Here is a 17974-nt window from a genome sequence, read left to right on the forward strand (position 1 = left end):
CCGAACATGAGCCAACCCCTCGATACCTTGTGGTACACCCGCTGTCCGGTGCCCACCGGCCTTGGCATCGCCGTGCAGCAAGGCTGGCTGCAAGACGACCTGGCCAGCCTTGGCACCCAGGTGCAGTCGCTGCGCGAAGCTGACCAGCAGGCGGTGCGCGAATCGCACTTCGACCACAGCCTGCTCAACTCGGTGCGCCATGGCGGCAGCATCCCGGCCATCTGGGCCCGCGCCCAGGGCCGCGACACCCGCGTTATCGGCCTGTCGTGGGCCGATGAGACGCAGTTGATCCTGACCCGGCCGGACAGCGGCATCCGCACGGTCAAGGACCTCAAGGGCCGCCGCTTCGGCCTGCCCGACTGGGCCGCGGCACAGATCGACTTCACCCGCGCCCAGGCCCTGCGCGGGCTGGAAAACGCCTTGAAACTCGAAGGGCTGCAGGTGGGCGACGTGGCGCTGGTCAACTACCGCTACGACGGCACCTTCAGTGACCGCCCGGTGCGCAACGTGGCCGGCACACCGGTTTCCAGCACCCAGAGCGAAGGCCGCAACCTGGAGCTGGCCGGCCTGCTGCGCGGCGAGGTGGACGCCATCTTCCTCAAAGGCGCCAGTGCCGCGCAGCTGGCCCACGCCTTTGCCCTGCACACGGTCATCGACACCGGCAGCCACCCCGACCCGCTGATCCGCAGCAACAATGGCACGCCGCGCACCCTGGCGGTGGACAGCCACCTGCTGACGCAGCACCCGCAGGTGGTGCGCACCCTGCTGGGCTCGGTGCTACGTGCCGAGCGCTGGGCCCACCAGCACCCGGATGAAACCCGCCGCTACCTGGCGCGGGAAACCAACAGCAGCGAGTACTGGGTGCAAGTGGCCTACGGCACTGACGCCCACCTGCGCCTGGACACCCGCCTGGACGAACAGGCCATCGATGCCTTGCAGGACTTTGTCGAGTTCCTCGAACGCTGGCGCTTCATCCCGGCCCGCTTCGCGGTGCGCGACTGGATTGCCCAGCATCCACTGGACCAGCTGCTGGCCCCCATCCCCATGGACAGGAAACCTATTGCCCCATGACCAAGCCCCTGGAAACCCTCTGGTACACCCATAGCCCGGTGCCCACCGGCCTCGGCATTGCCGTGCAGTCGGGGCGCCTGGCCGAAGCCTTCGCGCCGTTCGGCACCAATATCCAGTCGCTGCGCGAGTCCAGCGAACGCGAGGTGCGCGAGGCCCACTACGATCACCACCTACAGAACTCGGTGCGCCACGGCGGCAACATCCCGGCGATCTGGGCCTACGCCAGTGGCGTCGAAACCCGCGTGCTGGGGCTGTCGTGGAGCGATGAGGTGCAGCTGATCCTCACCACCGAAGAAAGTGGCGTGCGCAGTATCCGCGACCTGAAAAACCGCCGCTTCGGCATACCCAAGTGGGCCAATGTGCAGATCGACTTCACCCGTGCCCAGGCCCTGCGCGGGCTGGAAAACGCCCTGAAGCTCGAAGGCCTGGCCGTGGCCGATGTGGAACTGGTCGACTACCCGTATGGCGGCACCTACAGCGACGATGCCAAGCAGCACCTGTATGGCGCCGAAGTGAGCCTGGACACCAGCCGCTTCAGCCGCCGCAACAACGAGCTGATCGGCCTGCTGCGTGGTGACATCGACGCCATCTTCCTCAAGGGTGCCCATGCGGTGCACCTGGCCCATGAGTTCGGCCTGCGCGTGGTGGTGGACACCGGCAGCCACCCCGACCCACTGATCCGCAGCAACAACGGTACCCCGCGCACGCTGACCGTGGACCGGCACTTGCTGGAGAACCACTTCGATGCCAGCCGTACACTGGTCGACACGGTGCTGCGTACCGAGCAATGGGCTTGGGCCAACCCGGAGGAGACCCGGCGCTTTCTGGCGCGTGAGCTGAACACCAGCGAGTACTGGGTGGCGGCAGCTTATGGCGACGATGCACACCGGCGCTTGCGCACGACGCTGGACAGCCGTTCGATCGACGCGCTGCAGGACTTTACCGAGTTCCTTTTCAGGTGGGGGTTCATACCGCGGCGCTTCGATGTGCGGGAGTGGATTGATTTCCGTGTGCTGGAGACGGTGATCGGTTCGACTTCGCGTTTGGCGGTTTGAATTGCAGGGGGCTGCTTTGCAGCCCCAACAATCTGTCAGCCACCACTGCTGCCCCAGCAGCACTCGCCCAGCACCGCACTGCTGCCCAACCTGCAACACCTGCCAAACATCCAAATACAATTCTTAAAAATCATACACTTAACAACATGGCACAGTCCCTGCTCTAGCTCTCCCCAACAACGCTTTACATACGGGGAGATTCACCATGCACCAACCTCATCCACTCGCCCGCCAGATCAGCCTCGCGCTGCTGCTGGCCGGCACCGGCACCCAGGCCATCGCCGCCAACGAAGACAACAAGAACGAACCGGCCCTGGAAACCGTCACCGTCACCGCCCAGCACCGCGAGCAAACCTTGCAGGAAGTCCCGGTCGCCGTGTCGGCCATCAAGGGCACCAGCATCACTGCCGACGGCGTGCGCTCGATGGGCGACATCACCACCTTCGTGCCCAACGCCTCGGCCAAGAACCCCGACGGCGACGGGCGCCCGCGCTGGTACATCCGTGGCCTGGGCACGGGCGACACGGGCGCGGCGACGGTCTACCCGGTGGGCATCTACGCCGATGACGTGTACCTCAACGCCCCCATCGCCGGTGGTGGGCCGCTGTTCGACCTGGAACGCATCGAAATCCTGCGCGGGCCGCAAGGCACCCTGTATGGCAAGAACACCACCGCTGGCGCGGTCAACGTGATCTCGAAAAAGCCCACGTTCGACACCGACGGCTACGGCACGGTCGGCTTCGGCAGCAAGAACGAGCGCATCGTTACCGGTGCCATCGGCGGTGCGCTGGTGGATGAAAAACTGGCCGGGCGGGTGGCGCTGTATTCCGAAGAGCGTGACGGTTTCCAGAACAACGACTTCGACGGCAACACTTATGGCGACGTCAACAAGAAAGCCATTCGCCTGCAGTTCCTGGCCCAGCTCAACCCCGACCTGGACGCCCTGCTCAAGCTGCACAGCCGCCAGTTCAAAGGCGACGGCAGCAACGGTTCGCTGCCGGTGGGCCGCTACTACAACGTCGGCTACGAACGCCCGCATGGCCGCGACATTTCGCTGAACGTCAACGAAGACTACCGCCTGGACCACGACGGCGCCTCGCTGACCTTCAACTGGTACCTGGGCGACTACACCCTGACCTCGATCAGCGCCTACGACTACATCCGCAACCGCTCCACCAGCGATGCCGACTACACCCCCTACGAGGTCAACGGCGCGGCCATCACCGACAACAGCTACCGCCAGTGGTCGCAGGAGCTGCGCCTGGCCTCGCCGGAAGACCGCCCGCTGCACTGGTTGGTGGGCGCCCACTACTTCCATGAAGACCTGGACAGTTCCGCGCAGCGCGTCGTCACCCCCGGCCCGACGCCCAACGGTACCGGCTCGAACCAGGTGGGCACCACCGCGTTCCGCGACCTGGGCTACGATCACCGCACCGACAGCTACGCGCTGTTCGGCAACTTGACCTACGACTTCACCGATGATTTCAGCGTGACCGGTGGCCTGCGCTGGACCCAGGAAAAAAAGGACATCGACCTGGACCTGGTGCAACTGACCCGCGCCACCGCCAATGGCCCGCTGATCCCGCTGGGCGGCGTGGGCACCAACGGCAACCGCCAGGAAGACAAGACCTGGGAAGCCTGGACCTACGACCTGACCCCCGAGTACCGCATCAACGACAACCTGCGGGTGTTCTTCCGCTACGCCCATGGCTTCCGTTCGGGTGGTTTCAACACCGGGCTGTCGACCAGCCTGGCGCAGTTGACCACGGTCGATCCGGAAGAGCTGGATGCCTACGAGCTGGGGCTTAAGTCGGAGTGGTTCGACCGCCGCCTGATCGTCAACGCCAACCTGTTCTACTACGACTACTCCGACATCCAGGTGAACCTGCTGACGGTGAACAACGGCGTGCTCACCACCGCGCTGACCAACGGCGCCAAGGGCAAGGTCAAGGGTGCGGAGCTGGAGATCGAAGGCCAGCCGACCGAACGCCTGCACCTGCGCGCGGCGGTGTCGTTCCTGGACACCGAGTACACCGATTTCAAGAACACCAACCCCACCACCGGCGCCGTGACGGGCGACTACAGCGGCAATAGCTTCGTGCGCTCGCCGCGCAACGTGGTGTCGCTGGGTGCCGACTACACCATCCCGCTGGAGGTCGGCGGCAAGCTGGTGGCCGGTGGCGACGTGAGTTTCCGCGACAAAGAGTATTTCCTGGCCGACCGCCAGAGCAGCGCCGACGAAACCCTCAGCCAGCCCCACTACACCCTGGCCAACGCGCGCCTGAGCTGGTTCAGCCATGACGACAAGCTGAGCGTGACGGGCTTCGTCAACAACCTCACCGACCGCCGCTACCAGGTGCATGGCCGGCCTAACGGCACTGCCGGGCAGTACGTGATCACCTACGGTGACCCGCGCACCGTTGGGCTCAGCGTTACCAGCCGCTTCTGATCGAAAACCCTTGGGGCCGCCGCGCAGCCCCACGGCATCACGCTGTTTAGAAGGATTGACCCATGCCCCACCATACCCCCTTGGCCAGCGCCATCGCCCTGGCCATCGCCGGCCTCGCCATGCCCGCATTCGCCGCCGAACCCAACGACCGCCTCGACACCGTGGTCGTGGTCGGCACCCATCGCAGCGACGTCACCGCCCTGCAAAGCGCCGCCCCAGTGGATGTGCTGAGCGGTGAAAAACTTCAGGAAACCGGCGCCAGCGACCTGTCCGCAGCGCTTACCGCGTTGTCGCCCTCGTTCAGTTTCCCGCAGTCGCCACAAGGCGCCTTCGCCGGCTCCATCGCCCAGGGCGCGTCGCTGCGCGGCCTGGCCTCGGACCAGGTGCTGGTACTGGTCAACGGCAAGCGCCGCCACACCAGCGCCAACGTCACCCGCCAGGGCCTGGTCAACGCCCGGGGCGCGGCAGCAGTGGACCTCAGCCTGATCCCGCTATCGGCCATCGAACGGGTGGAAATCCTGCGCGACGGCGCCGCCGCGCAATACGGTTCGGACGCCATTGCCGGGGTAATCAACATCGTGCTCAAGGAGCGCGACGAAGGCGGCAATGCCGGCTACCGCTTTGGCGGCTACAAGAAAGGCGACGGCCTGCAACGCAAGCTCAGTGGCTGGAAGGGCTTTGCCCTGCCCAACGACGGCTTCCTGACCCTGGCCTTCGACGCGGGCAGCCAGGACCCGGCCAGCGATACCCGTGATGACAACCGTCTTTTCTACCCCGGTTCCACCAGCATCGACACGCCACGCGAGCAGAACAACCGCTACCGCAACTGGCGCTGGGGTTCGGGCAATGTCTCGGACCAGTACAACTTCACCGCCAACGCTGAAATGGGTTTGAGCGAGGGCCTGAGCGCCTACGGTTTCGCCACCTATGCGCACAAGAACACCGATGCCGAGAACTTCTTCGACCCACCCACCACCCTGCGCAGCAACTACGGCAGCGTGGCCCTGGCACGCTACCCGGACGGCCGCCTGCCAGTCACCCGCTACGGCCTGGAAGACTTTGCCGTCACCGGCGGCCTGCGCTTTGAAAACGAAACCCTGGGCAACTTCGACCTGGCACTGAACTACGGCGACAACCGCGTCGATTCCACCGACCACGACGCCATCAACCCCAGCTGGGGCACCGCCAGCCCGTCGACCATCTACACCGGCCGCCGCGAAGCCGACCAAACCAACCTGACCCTGGACTGGACCCGCGACTTCGCCAACGACTGGCTGTTCAAGCCGCTGACCGTGTCCGCCGGGCTGGCCTGGCGCCGGGAAAACTACGACCTCAGCGAGGGCGACGCCGCCGGCTGGTCCAACGGGCCGCTCTTCAACACGATCGACCCCGTCACTGGCCGACGTATCCCTGGCTATTACTCGGGCATCACCCAGGTCGATGCGGTGTCGCTGGACCGCCGCGTGATCGGCGCCTACTTCGATGTCGAAGCCCAGCTGACCGAGAATTTCCAGGCCGGTGTGGCGGTGCGCAGCGAGCACTATTCGGACTTTGGCGACACCACCAACGGCAAACTGTCGCTGCGCTATGACTTCACCCCGCAGATTGCCGCACGGGCCAGCGCCAGCACCGGCTATCGCGCGCCTTCGCTGGTGCAGAGCGGGCTGTCGTCGTTCAGTGTGCAGGTGGTGGAACAGCCGCCGGGCAGCGGCAACTGGGTCGAGGTGCAGCAGCGCACCTTGCGCGCCGACAGCCCGGAGGCCGCCTTGCTCGGTGGCAAGGCGCTGAAGCCGGAGGAGTCGACCAACTTCTCCGTGGGCCTGGTCTGGCGGCCATTGCCTAACGCCTCGGTCACACTCGATGCCTACCGCATCGACATCGACAACCGCATCACCCTGTCCGACCAGTTGCCGGCGTCGGTGGTCGGCCCGATCTTCGCCGGTACGCCCTACGCCAACATCCAGAGCGCGGCGTTCTACACCAACATTGCCGACACTCGCACCGACGGCTTCGAGCTGGCCGGCCATTACCAGCTGGACGTGGGCCGCTGGGGCCGCGTGGACTTCAACGGCGGCTACGCGCGCAACAACACCCGCATCACTGGCCTGGACGATGTGGGCGGCATCCCCGGCAACCAGATCATCGGCCGCAACACCCAGGGGCTGATCGAGGACGGCACGCCCAAGGACAAACTGACCCTCAGCGCCAACTGGCTGTATGACGGCTGGAGCGTCACCGTGGCCCAGCGCCGTTATGGCGAATGGAAGAACCGCAACGCCGCCAACCCGACGCTGGACCAGACCTTCAGCCCGCAGTGGGTGACCGACCTGGACGTGTCGTACCGCTTCGACCTGGGCCTGACCCTGTCGGCGGGCGCCATCAACCTGTTCGACAGCCACCCGGACAAGCTCAAGGGTGCGCAGCTGTATGGCGTGCCGAAATACTCCATCACCAGCCCGGAAGGGGCGCAGGGGGCGTTCTACTACACCAGTGTGAGTTACGACTTCTGACCTGATACCGCCGCGCTACAGACATGGCGCGGTCCTTGTAGGAGCAGCCTTGTGCTGCGAAGAGGCCGGTATGACAACAGCATTTTTATGGCAGCACCGGCCTCTTCGCAGCACAAGGCTGCTCCTACACGGACCACGTCGGCCTGGGGGAATGAGCCAGAGCCGACGCTGCTGATGAGTTGCTGCCACAGCAGCACCTCACTGCTGCCACAACAGCATCCTTGCCCTCCAACCCTTTGATCCTGGGCCTCCAGCGCCTGGCACAGCTCTTGCGATACTCCTCTACCCTCTGCTTTTCCAAGGCCAGCCATGCGTGTGCTCTCGTCCCTTTCCTGGTTCATCTCCCCCCTGGCCCTGCTCACCCTCTGGGCGGCGGTGGCCAACGCCGGGCTGTTTCCGGCCAACCTGCTGGTCCCGCCGCAGGAAGTGTGGCGCAGCCTCACCGACCTGCTGGCCAGCGGCGAGTTGCAGGAGCACCTGGCCGGCAGCCTGTCGCGGCTGGCCCTGGGCTTTACCGGCGGCGCGCTGGCTGGCCTGGCCTTTGGCGCGGCGCTGGCCTTGTCGAAGACCGTGGAGGCCTACTGCTCCCCGCTGTTCCACACCCTGCGCCAAGTACCGAGCATCGCACTGATCCCGATGTTCGTGCTGCTGTTCGGCGTCGACGAAACCTTCAAGGTAGTCATCGTCGCCAAGACCGCGTTCTTCCCAGTGGCACTGGCCACCTGCGAAGGCATCCGCGCGATCCCGCGCAGCCATTTCGAAGTGGCAGCGGTGTACCGCTTGCGTTGGCCAACGCTGGTAGGCCGGATTGCCCTGCCCGCCGCCGTGCCGGCCATCGTCACCGGTATACGCGTGGCCCTGACCCGCGCCTGGGTGGTGCTGGTGGCCTGCGAGCTGCTGGCGGCCGACAGCGGTCTGGGGCAGATGATCGAGATGGGCCGGCAGATGCTGCGCATCGATGTGGTGATGGTCGGCGTGGTACTGACCGGGCTGATCGGCTTCACCCTGGACTTCACCTTGCGCCGTGTGGAACGGCGCCTGTCTGCCTGGCAAAGCCGCTGAGGAGGATGCGATGAAACTGCAGAACGTGCGTGGCCTGGTGTTACCGCTGTTGCTGCTCGGTGCCTGGGAATATGCCTCGCGCCAGGGTGCGGCCGGTGCCTATGCCTTCGTGCCACTGGCGCAGGTGGGCACGGCATTGACCGAGCTGTTGGGCAGCGGCGAACTGCTGGTCAACCTGTGGGCGAGCCTGCTGCGCACTTGCAGCGGCTTGGCCATCGGCATTGTCGGCGGTGTCGGCCTGGGTGCGCTGATGGCACTGTCCGCACCGGCCAACCGCCTGATCGCGCCACTGTTCCATGCCCTGCGCCAGGTACCGATGCTGGGCTGGATCCCGCTGATTGCCTTGTGGCTCGGTAATGGCGAAGGCGCCAAGCTGCTGATCGTCAGCCTGGCGGCGTTGTACCCCATGGTGCTGAACACCTTCGAAAGCCTGCGCCAGGTCGCCGGCCAGCACCGTGAAGCTGCGCAGGTATTGATGCTCAGCCGCTGGCAGCAACTGTGGCTGATCCTGCTGCCGGCGGCACTGCCAGGCATTGCTGCCGGGGTGCTGCAAGCCTTGGCGTTTGCCTGGGTAACCTCGGTGGGCAGCGAGTTGTTCCTGTCCGCCGGGGCTGGCCTTGGCAGCCTGATGATGAACGCCGAAGCCGCCGCGCGCATGGAGATCATCGTGGTCTGCGTGCTATGCATCGGCCTCAGTGGCTACCTGATGTCGTGGCTGTGCACCCTCCTCACCCGTCGCCTGCTGCGCTGGCGCACCAACCATTGAAAGGCCCGACCATGAACGCCATCGCCCACGCTTTACCCACCACCGCCAGTACTGGCGCGCTGACCATTCGCGGCCTGAACAAGGCGTACCCGCTCAAAGGCAAGCCTGTAGCGGTGCTCGAAGGCATCGACCTGGACATCCGCCCTGGCGAATTCGTCAGCATCCTCGGCGCCAGTGGCTGTGGCAAATCCACCCTGCTGCGGCTGATTGTCGGGCTCGATCAGGACTACCAGGGGCAGATCCTGCTGGACCAGCAACCTGTGCGCGGGCCGGGCCTGGAGCGCGGAATCGTGTTCCAGGACCACCGCCTGTTCCCCTGGATGACCCTGCAGCAGAACATTGCCCTGGCCCTGAAAAACCACGCGCTACCGGTTTTGGAGAAGAACCGGTTGGTGGCCGAACACATCGACCTGGTGGGCCTGAGTGGTTACGAGCAGGCCTACCCGCACCAGTTGTCCGGCGGCATGGCCCAGCGGGCGGCGATTGCCCGTGCCCTGGTAAACAAGCCCAAGGTGCTGTTGCTGGACGAACCGCTCGGCGCCCTGGATGCACTGACCCGAGTGCGCTTGCAGCAGGAGTTGCAGCGCATCTGGGTGCAAGAACGCTGCACGGTGATCATGGTGACCCACGATATTGAAGAGGCGCTGTACCTGGGTGACCGGGTGATCGTGATGGATGCGCACCCGGGACGTATCCGTGAGGATCTGCGCATCGACCTGCCGCACCCGCGCCAGCGGGATAGCCAGGTGTTGCAGGGGTACAAGCAGCGGTTGCTGGGGGAGTTGGTGGGGCATTGAGAGGGGGAGCTGAACGATTGCCGAGGGCCGCCTTGCGGCCCTCGGTATCATCAGAAATCGTAACGCAGGTTCAGGCTCGCATTGCGCGGGTCGCCATAATGCCCAACGCTACCACCAATCCCCGAGTAGTACTTCTCGTCGAACAAGTTGTTCAGGTTCAGCGTGGCCGCCAGGTTGTCAGTCACCTGGTACCGCGCCATCAGGCTGGCCACCGTATAGTCGTCCTGGGTAGCCCTGGCCTTCAGGCTGGAGTAGTACAACGAAGTGCCGGAATTCCAGGAAACACCGCCACCCACTGTCAGCTTGCTCCAGTCCCCCTGCAGCCGATAGGTGTTCCAGAAGCGGAACGTATCCATCGACAGCTGTGTCAGCTGGCGCACACCGTCGGCATCCTCAGTGCGGGCATGACTGTATCCTGCCATGACCTGCCAGCCCGGTAGCACCTCACCGGACAGCTCCATGTCGATACCTTTGGTCTCAGTCCCTTGGGCAGCCTTGTAAGCTTGCTCGTCAACCGTGCCGGCGACCGTCTGGCTGCCGTCCACCACTGCCAGGTTATCGCGTTTGACCAGAAACAACGCTGTGCTGGCATTCAGCCGACCGTTGTAGAACTCGCCCTTCCAGCCCAGTTCGTAGTTACTGCCCACCACCGGGCCGATGACCGCACCACTGCTATCGCGGTTAGATTGCGGCTTGAAGATATCGGTATAGCTGACATAAACCGATTGCTCTGGGGTAAGGTCGTAGGTGATGCCGGCATACGGCGTTACTTCACCTCGCTCATGCATCTTCGTGGTCGATACCGTGCTCGGCCAATAGTAATAGTCGTAGTCATAATCGGAGGTACGCGCGCCGAGGATAACGTTCAAGTCATCCGTCACATTGAATTTGAACGCGGCATAGGTGCCACGCTGACTGCTCTTGATATTCAGTATTTCCCCCACCGCACCGGTGTCGCCTGGGCGAGGCAGGTAATTGTCCCAGTCGTAGAAATTAACGAAGCTGATGCCCACGTCATAACCGGTGTGATCGTTCTTGTAATCCTGATAGTTGAAACCGGTGATGAACTCGTGGGTGCGTCCGAACAACGAAAACGGTCCCTGCAAGGTCAGGTCAACCCCGCGTTGGGTCTGGTCCGCTTCGGCGTTATAACGCAGCATGCGTGCCTCGCCAGTCGCCTCGTTGAGCCAGGCGCGCCCGGTCGAGGTCTGGTAGGAACCGTTATAGTTGTCACGGTCGGAAGTCATGTAGTTCGCGGCCAGCTTTAGTTGCCAGTCGTTGTCGAAACGGTGTTCGCTGGCCATGAAGTAGTTGGTGGTCTCGAGCTCATCGTACATCCACCGGGCACCGGAGCTGGTGGAACGGGAAAAGTCGGTCTGTTTGCCGTTGGTGAACATCAGTGGCACACCCGGTGACCCGGTGCCCTTGAACTTCTGGTAGTCCACGCCAAAACGCACCAGGGTATCTTCGTTCACATCGGCTTCGAGCACACCGTAGAGGATGTCTTTATCCTCCTTGTACACGTCGCGAAAGCTGCCATTCTTCTGCTTGGCAGCCACCAGCCTGCCCCGCAGGTCACCGCTCTCGTTCAGTGGCCCGGAAATGTCAACCTCACTGCGGTAATAGTCCCACGAACCTAAAGTCGCCTGAACATGCGACTGGAACTCGCGGGTCGGGCGCTTACGAATCAGGTTGACCACACCGCCAGGCTCACCTGCCCCAGTCATCAACCCAGTGGCGCCGCGCACGATTTCGACGCGGTCGTACAAAGTCATGTCCAGCAGGGTACTGGGCATGTTGCGGGTCTGGTTTTCCTGAGTGGTGGTCACCCCGTCCAGCTGGTAGGTGTTGATGGCGCTGCCACGGGAATAGATGTTGTAACGCAGGCCACCGTCCTGGGACATGGTGATGCCTGGGGTCTGGTTCAGCACCTGGGTTACGCTGTTGAGCTGCTGGTCATCCATGCGTTGGCGGGTGATCACACTGATCGATTGCGGCGTTTCGCGCATCGAAAGGTTCATCTTGGTAGCCGTACTGGTCACCCCCGTGGTGTAAGACCCGGTGCCCTCCGTGGTCTCCCCCAGCAGTCGCGAGTTGATCGACGTGGCCCCCAGTTCCAGCGCCCCGCTCGCGTCGGCGGCCTGCGTCAGCAGGTAGTTGCCGCTGTCAGTCCTGAACACGTTCAGCCCGGTGCCGGCCAGCAACTGGGCAAAGCCCTGCTCAACGCTGAAACTGCCCCTCACCCCCGGGCTGGCTTTGCCAGCCGTGAGGCTGGCATCGATCGAAAGCGGGATACCGGCCTGGCGGCCGAACTGGCTAAGCGCTTGGTCGAGCGGGGCCGCGTCGATATCGAAACGGATGATGTTACTGGCCGCTGGCTGCGCCAGCGCGGTGTTGCCAGCTGCCAGGCAGCTCAGGGTCAAGCCGGTGGCAAATGCCAGGTGGATGGCGCGGGCCAGTGGGGTAATGCGAGGGGTCATGTGGAGCGTCCGAAAGGGTCAAAGGGCCGCGTTATTGGCGGGGTATGCCTTGAAGCCAATCGAAAACGAAAAAACTGCGCGAATCGCGAAAATATTTTTCAGGCCTCTACTTTGGGTACCAGCGTCACCCAGTAGCGCGTGCGCCGCTGGATGCTTACCGGCAGGCTGCTTGCCAACAGTGCGAGGATGCGTTCGTTGTCATCCAGCGGATAGGACCCGGTGACCCGCAGCCCGGCCACACGCGGGTCGCAGCGCAGAATGCCCGGGCGGTAGCGGCCAAGCTGGCCGACCAGTTCCTCCAGGCGCGTGGCCTGGGCAATCACGAAGCCATCGACCCAGGCATCGTCCTGCACGGCCTGCTGCATAAGGAAAATGCCAGAATCATCAAGCCGCGCACGCTGGCCGCTTTCGACCACCTGCTGCCCGTGCCCGCCTCGCAACGTGGCCGCCACTCGCCCGCTACTGACCGACAGTAGTGTCCCCACGCAACCCTCGCCACAGCGCACGGTGAAGCGCGTGCCCAGTGGCTGCATCAGCGCCTCATGGGTGTGCACCTGCAGCGGTCGGCCGAGCGGATCGTGGCCAGTGCGCAGGTTGATTTCGCCGTAGCGCAGCAGGATGCGCCGAGTGCTGGCGTTGAAGTCGATGTCCACCGCCGTAGCGGTGTTCAGCCAAAGCTCGGTACCGTCGGCCAGCACCTGGCGACGGCGTTCGCCCGTCGCGGTACTGAGGTCAGCCAAGCCGCCCTGAAGCCATTGGCTCTCCCTGGCCTGCCAGCCGATGGCACCCAGCAAGCTAGCCCCCAGCAGCAGTTTCAGCACCTGGCGGCGGTCGCCGCTGACGTAGCGGGCCTGTTGCAGCGCCGACCGGGCGACAGGGTCGCGCAGCATGCCAGCATTGTTGCGGACCAGTGCCGGCAAACCCACCATGCGCTGCCATGCCCGCTCGTGCTCGCTGTCGGCCTGGCGCCAGCGTGCAAGCTCACGCACTTCTTCAGCCGTAATATCACCGGACTGGGTCAATGAAAACCAGGCGATGGCCTGTTGGCGAACGGCAGCGGATATCGGCTCGACCTGGGGCGTGGCGGCAGGCATGGGGTTACTCGAACTGGCTGGCATAACAGCGATCGAAAGCCTTGAGCATGGCCCGCTGCACCTGGTCAACGCTCAGCGCCAACTGCTCGGCGATCTGCCTGTAAGTAAGCCCGTCGAGCTGCGACAGCAGGAAGATCTCCCGCACCCGTGGCGACAGCCCGTGCAGCAGCTCGTCGAGCCGAGTGAGGGTTTCAATCAGCAAGTGGCGCTCTTCGGCTGAAATCTCGAATTGCTCCGGCTGCGCCGCCAATGCCTCTGCATAAGCACGCTCCACCGCCAGGCGGCGCCAGCGATTGATCAGCAGGCTGTTGGCGATGGTCGCCAGGTACGCCAGGGGGCGTTGCAAATCGTTGACCGGGCGCCGTGCGCGCATGATGCGCACGAAGGTGTCCTGGGCGAGGTCATCGGCATCGGCAGCCTCCCCCAGACGCTTCATCAGCCAGCGCTTCAACCAGCTGTGGTGCTGCGTGTAGAGGTGTTCGACATCCAGGTCGAACGAGCTTGGGGGTCCCATTGGCGAGTGGCCTGCGTCTGCGTGCTGATGAGTCAAACATGATAATCACTCTCAATTAGACGACGCAAGCGGATACCTGGCCTCTTGTTCCTCTGCCCAAGCACCACCATAATGATAAGAATTCTTATTTGAAACTGACTGCATGAAAAAGCCCTGCATGGACGCACACGCCCAGGTCGATGGCCTTTACCGTGACCACCACCGCTGGCTGCGCAACTGGCTGCAACCACGGCTGACCTGCCGTGACCTGGCCACCGACATGGTCCAGGACGTGTTCGTGCGTATCCTCACGGCAGACAACGCGGGCGAGCGCCTGCACGCCATACGCGAGCCCAAGGGCTACCTGGCGACCATTGCCCGCCGCCTGATGATCGACCATTTCCGCCGTGCACGCCTGGAGCGGGCGTGGTTGCAAACACTGGCCGAACAGCCCGAAGCGCTGGATATCTCCGAGGAAGACCGCGCCGTGTTGCTGGAGACCCTCTGTGAGCTGGACACCATGCTGGCCGGCCTGGGAATGGAGGTACGCCGGGCTTTTCTGCTCTCGCAACTGGATGGCCTGCCGTACAAGGCCATCGCCGAGCAGTTGGGCATATCGCTGTCCACCGTCAACCGGCATATGGCCAAGGCACTGCACCACTGCCTGCTGTTCAACATCGAGGCGAACCTGCAATGAGCCTGACCGATCCGCGCCAGCGCGAGGCACTGGAGCAAGCGGTGCAGTGGTACACGTTGCTGCAGAGCGGCACGGCCAGGCCACAGGACCACCTTGGCTGGCAACACTGGCTGCAAAAAGGCGCGGCCAACCAGTGGGCCTGGCAGCAGATCGAGCACCTGCAACAACGCCTGCAAGGTGTGCCCGCTGCCATGGCCGGCCGCACGCTGGAGCTTGCCGGTCAGGCGCAGCACAACACCCGGCGCAGTGTGCTCAAGGGCGTGGCGCTGATGCTGGGCGGCAGTAGCCTGGGCTGGCTGGGCGTTGACCAGTTCGAAAACGGCGCCTGGCTCGCCGACTATCACACCGCGATTGGCCAGCGACTGCCCGTGGCCCTGGCCGACGGTGGGCAGTTGATGCTGAACACCGACAGCTCGGCGGATGTCCGCTACGACGCGCAACAGCGCCTGGTGCACCTGCGCCAGGGCGAGGTGATGATCACTACCGCAAACGATCCGGCCGGCCGGCCCTTCTTCGTACACACCCGGCATGGCCGCGTGCAAGCCTTGGGCACGCGCTTTTCGGTGCGCCTGCTGGACGGGCAGACTCAGGTCTCGGTCTTCGAGCACCAAGTGCGCATCACGCCCGCCCATGGGCACCCCCTGTTGCTGCAACCCGGACAGTATTGCCGTTTCTCTGCAGCGCATGCCGGCCCCACACGTTCGCTGGCCGCCGCACAGGATGCCTGGACCCAAGGCCTGCTGGTGGCCAATGAACAAGCGCTGGGTACGCTGATCGCCGAACTGGGCCGCTACCGCCCTGGCTGGCTGCGCTGCGACCCGTCGGTGGCTGGGCTGCGCGTCAGCGGTACCTTCCCGGTAGACGACACCGATAAAGCCCTGCGTGCGATTGCTAGCGTGCTGCCGATAGACATCGTGCAACGCACCCGATACTGGGTGAGTGTCAGCGCCCTGCACGCGGGATGAAAACTTTTTTGCCAGCCGATGAGATTTCTTCTCTTTCTCATCCGACTCAGGGGTAACGGGTACATGACCCGCTTGCCAACATAAGAGAAGTCCTCCATGAAAACCCATCATCCGCTCCGCCCATTGGCGGCCGGTATCCGCAACGCCCTGCTGGTTTCGGCCCTGTTCGCCGGCACACCTGCCCTGGCCGACAACACGCCCCGCGAGTACAACATCGGCCAGGGTGACCTGGGCCAGGCACTGACCCGCTTCGCTACCCAGGCGGGCATCGTGCTGTCGTTCGACCCCGCTTCCACCCAGGGCCGGAAAACGCCGGGGCTGGACGGTGTGTACGGTGTCGACGCAGGCTTGCAGGCGCTGTTGTCGGGCAGTGGCCTGCGGGTAATGCGGGAAAGTGACGATCGCTATTTCATCATCCCCGCAGGTGAGGAAACCGGGGCCATGGAGCTGTCGGCAACGCACGTGAACAGCGTCGGGCTTGGGGCGACCACCGAGGGGACCGGCTCGTACACCACCGGAGTGACCAGCACCGCGACCAAGATGAATCTGTCGATTCGCGAGACGCCGCAGAGCATCAGTGTCATTACCCGCCAACGCATGGACGACCAGCACCTGGCAAGCATTACCGATGTGCTGAAGGAAACACCCGGCATCACCATGTCCCAGGACGGCGGCGAACGTTTCAACATCTATTCCCGTGGCAGTGCCATCAACAGCTACCAGTTCGACGGCGTCAACACCAGCCAGCAGAACGAAACCCGCAACATGCCCAGCACGTTACTGGACACCGCGCTGTACGACCATATCGAAGTCTTACGCGGCGCCACGGGGTTAATGACCGGGGCTGGCGAGCCTGGGGGCGTGATCAACCTGATCCGCAAGAAGCCCACCCGCGAGTTCAAGTCCTATGTGAAGGGCAGTGTCGGTTCCTGGGACAACTACCGCAGCGAAGCGGACGTGTCCGGACCCTTGACCGATACGGGCAATGTGCGTGGGCGGCTGGTGGCCGCCAAGCAAGACAACCACACCGTCATGGACTGGTACGACCAGAAGCGGGAGATTGCCTACGGCGTGGTTGAAGCCGACTTGAGCGATACCACCCTGGTACGTTTTGGCGTCGACTATCAGAAATACCGGTCAGCTGGCGCGCCTGGCGTACCACTGATCTACAGCAATGGCCAGCAGACCCACTTCTCCCGCGCCACAAGCTCTGGTGCGCGGTGGATGTACGACGATTTCGAGACCCTGAACTACACCGCGACGCTGGAGCATCAGTTGGCCGATGACTGGAAGCTAAGGGTTGTGACCAACTACATGGATGTTGATCGCGATGCCGACCTGGGCTGGTTCCGCAGCACCACGGGTAACAGCTTCCTCAACCAGCAGACCGGGGTGGCCAGTGCCGAGCGGGCCATGATATCTGCCAACCAGGTGCAGAAAGGTGTGGATGTAAACCTGCAGGGCACTTATGAGCTGTTCGGGCACACCCACGATCTGGTGGTGGGTTACAACTACTCGGATTACAAGAATCACCATGATTCACTGAGTGGTGGCAACACTGATTTCAACTTCTACACGTGGGACAACTACCTGGCCCGTGATAGTTACCGGCCTTCGGTACTGCTAGATATCAAGACGCGACAGAGCGGATACTTTGTCGCCAACCGCTTCAACCTGAGCGATGAATTGCACCTGTTGTTGGGCGCACGGGTGTCAAACTACCGCTACGACTACAGCTTCACTTCGCGAATCACTGGGCTCAATACGCCACGCAAGATGCGTGAAACGGGTGAGGTTACACCCTATGCCGGCCTGATCTACGACCTGACGCCTGAGCAATCGGTCTATGCCAGCTATACCGATATCTTCCAGCCCCAGTCGTCACAAGACAAAAGCGGCCAGGTACTCGCCCCCGTGATTGGCAAGAACTACGAAATGGGCTGGAAAGGCGAATTCTACGGGGGCCGTCTGAACGCCAGCGCGGCGCTGTTCATGGTCGAGCGAGATAACTTTGCAGAACTGGACCCTGGGCAGATCACCCCTTCAGGCGCCTCCGCCTACCGGGCTGTGGATGGCGCCAAAACCAAAGGCTTCGACGTTGAGATCAGTGGCGAAGTCGCTCCCGGCTGGAACGTGCAGGCCGGGTACAGCCACGCCCGTACAGAGAATGCTGACGGCAATCGCCTGAACACTCAACTGCCGATGGACACCTTGCGCCTGTGGACGACCTACAGGCTCACAGGTGACTGGGACAAGCTGACCCTTGGCGGCGGCGTCAACTGGGACTCCAGCAAGTCGCTGACGTTTGCCGACCTGAACAATGCCAAGGCCAAGGATGACGATTATGCCGTTGCCAACCTTATGGCGCGTTATCAGGTGACTGATCACTTTGCGGCAACGCTGAACGTGAACAACCTGTTCGATGAGAAGTACTACGCGGGTATGGCGGGCAGCTACGGCCACTATGGTACGCCCCGCAATGCGATGCTGGACTTGCGCTACGACTTCTGAAGTGTGTGAGCTGCATGCGAATCT

General features: G+C 63.4%; 13 protein-coding genes. 10 read left to right on the forward strand and 3 right to left on the reverse strand.

Annotated features, from left to right (window positions below):
* Positions 1–6: 6 nt before the first annotated feature.
* The 7 genes from ACNFBR_RS10020 to ACNFBR_RS10050 all read left to right on the forward strand — a co-directional run bounded on the left by ACNFBR_RS10020 (position 7) and on the right by ACNFBR_RS10050 (position 9710).
* On the forward strand, positions 7–1071 hold the full coding sequence (locus ACNFBR_RS10020) for an ABC transporter substrate-binding protein (protein ID WP_416734779.1): 1065 nt from the start codon (positions 7–9) through the stop codon (positions 1069–1071).
* Positions 1068–2126: an ABC transporter substrate-binding protein gene (locus ACNFBR_RS10025; protein ID WP_416734780.1), complete on the forward strand. Its 1059-nt coding sequence runs from the start codon at positions 1068–1070 to the stop codon at positions 2124–2126. The genes ACNFBR_RS10020 and ACNFBR_RS10025 overlap by 4 nt, the downstream gene beginning before the upstream one ends.
* 205 nt (positions 2127–2331) lie before the next feature.
* A complete protein-coding gene (locus ACNFBR_RS10030) occupies positions 2332–4575 on the forward strand; it encodes a TonB-dependent receptor (RefSeq protein WP_416734781.1) in 2244 nt (747 codons plus the stop codon).
* A gap of 62 nt (positions 4576–4637) precedes the next feature.
* A complete protein-coding gene (locus ACNFBR_RS10035) occupies positions 4638–7085 on the forward strand; it encodes a TonB-dependent receptor plug domain-containing protein (RefSeq protein WP_416734782.1) in 2448 nt (815 codons plus the stop codon).
* Between the two features lie 309 nt (positions 7086–7394).
* Positions 7395–8147 (forward strand): ABC transporter permease, encoded by a 753-nt coding sequence (locus tag ACNFBR_RS10040; RefSeq protein ID WP_416734783.1) that lies wholly within the window; start codon positions 7395–7397, stop codon positions 8145–8147.
* 10 nt (positions 8148–8157) lie between these two features.
* The gene (locus ACNFBR_RS10045; protein WP_416734784.1) at positions 8158–8913 is read left to right on the forward strand and encodes an ABC transporter permease; all 756 of its coding nucleotides are present in this window, start codon (positions 8158–8160) and stop codon (positions 8911–8913) included.
* Between the two features lie 11 nt (positions 8914–8924).
* Complete coding sequence (locus ACNFBR_RS10050; RefSeq protein WP_416734785.1) at positions 8925–9710, forward strand: ABC transporter ATP-binding protein; 786 nt, start codon at positions 8925–8927, stop codon at positions 9708–9710.
* A 50-nt stretch (positions 9711–9760) separates the two neighbouring features.
* On the opposite strand, the gene ACNFBR_RS10055 is transcribed toward ACNFBR_RS10050, so the two are convergent.
* The 3 genes from ACNFBR_RS10055 to ACNFBR_RS10065 all read right to left on the reverse strand — a co-directional run bounded on the left by ACNFBR_RS10055 (position 9761) and on the right by ACNFBR_RS10065 (position 13798).
* Positions 9761–12190, reverse strand: coding sequence for a TonB-dependent siderophore receptor (locus ACNFBR_RS10055; protein WP_416734786.1), 2430 nt, complete (start codon positions 12188–12190; stop codon positions 9761–9763).
* 98 nt (positions 12191–12288) lie between these two features.
* Positions 12289–13284 (reverse strand): FecR domain-containing protein, encoded by a 996-nt coding sequence (locus ACNFBR_RS10060; protein WP_416734787.1) that lies wholly within the window; start codon positions 13282–13284, stop codon positions 12289–12291.
* 4 nt (positions 13285–13288) lie between these two features.
* Positions 13289–13798 carry a sigma-70 family RNA polymerase sigma factor gene (locus tag ACNFBR_RS10065; protein WP_416734788.1) on the reverse strand — a complete coding sequence of 170 codons (510 nt, stop codon included), beginning with the start codon at positions 13796–13798 and terminating at the stop codon, positions 13289–13291.
* A 157-nt stretch (positions 13799–13955) separates the two neighbouring features.
* Here ACNFBR_RS10065 and ACNFBR_RS10070 point away from each other — a divergent pair, with 157 nt between their 5' ends.
* From ACNFBR_RS10070 to ACNFBR_RS10080, 3 genes are all read left to right on the forward strand, one after another.
* A complete protein-coding gene (locus tag ACNFBR_RS10070; RefSeq protein WP_416734789.1) occupies positions 13956–14474 on the forward strand; it encodes a sigma-70 family RNA polymerase sigma factor in 519 nt (172 codons plus the stop codon).
* On the forward strand, positions 14471–15439 hold the full coding sequence (locus ACNFBR_RS10075; RefSeq protein WP_416734790.1) for a FecR domain-containing protein: 969 nt from the start codon (positions 14471–14473) through the stop codon (positions 15437–15439). The genes ACNFBR_RS10070 and ACNFBR_RS10075 overlap by 4 nt, the downstream gene beginning before the upstream one ends.
* A 96-nt stretch (positions 15440–15535) precedes the next feature.
* A complete protein-coding gene (locus tag ACNFBR_RS10080) occupies positions 15536–17950 on the forward strand; it encodes a TonB-dependent siderophore receptor (protein ID WP_416734791.1) in 2415 nt (804 codons plus the stop codon).
* Positions 17951–17974: the final 24 nt, after the last annotated feature.

The organism is Pseudomonas sp. NY11955 (assembly GCF_048068035.1).
Lineage (GTDB): Bacteria > Pseudomonadota > Gammaproteobacteria > Pseudomonadales > Pseudomonadaceae > Aquipseudomonas.

Coding starts and splice junctions, on each gene's coding strand:
- ACNFBR_RS10045 (WP_416734784.1), top strand. CDS start 8,158: ATGAAACTGCAGAACGTGCGTGGCCTGGTGTTACCGCTGTTGCTGCTC.
- ACNFBR_RS10055 (WP_416734786.1), bottom strand. CDS start 12,190: ATGACCCCTCGCATTACCCCACTGGCCCGCGCCATCCACCTGGCATTT.
- ACNFBR_RS10050 (WP_416734785.1), top strand. CDS start 8,925: ATGAACGCCATCGCCCACGCTTTACCCACCACCGCCAGTACTGGCGCG.
- ACNFBR_RS10025 (WP_416734780.1), top strand. CDS start 1,068: ATGACCAAGCCCCTGGAAACCCTCTGGTACACCCATAGCCCGGTGCCC.
- ACNFBR_RS10020 (WP_416734779.1), top strand. CDS start 7: ATGAGCCAACCCCTCGATACCTTGTGGTACACCCGCTGTCCGGTGCCC.
- ACNFBR_RS10040 (WP_416734783.1), top strand. CDS start 7,395: ATGCGTGTGCTCTCGTCCCTTTCCTGGTTCATCTCCCCCCTGGCCCTG.
- ACNFBR_RS10060 (WP_416734787.1), bottom strand. CDS start 13,284: ATGCCTGCCGCCACGCCCCAGGTCGAGCCGATATCCGCTGCCGTTCGC.
- ACNFBR_RS10030 (WP_416734781.1), top strand. CDS start 2,332: ATGCACCAACCTCATCCACTCGCCCGCCAGATCAGCCTCGCGCTGCTG.
- ACNFBR_RS10065 (WP_416734788.1), bottom strand. CDS start 13,798: ATGGGACCCCCAAGCTCGTTCGACCTGGATGTCGAACACCTCTACACG.
- ACNFBR_RS10075 (WP_416734790.1), top strand. CDS start 14,471: ATGAGCCTGACCGATCCGCGCCAGCGCGAGGCACTGGAGCAAGCGGTG.
- ACNFBR_RS10035 (WP_416734782.1), top strand. CDS start 4,638: ATGCCCCACCATACCCCCTTGGCCAGCGCCATCGCCCTGGCCATCGCC.
- ACNFBR_RS10080 (WP_416734791.1), top strand. CDS start 15,536: ATGAAAACCCATCATCCGCTCCGCCCATTGGCGGCCGGTATCCGCAAC.
- ACNFBR_RS10070 (WP_416734789.1), top strand. CDS start 13,956: ATGGACGCACACGCCCAGGTCGATGGCCTTTACCGTGACCACCACCGC.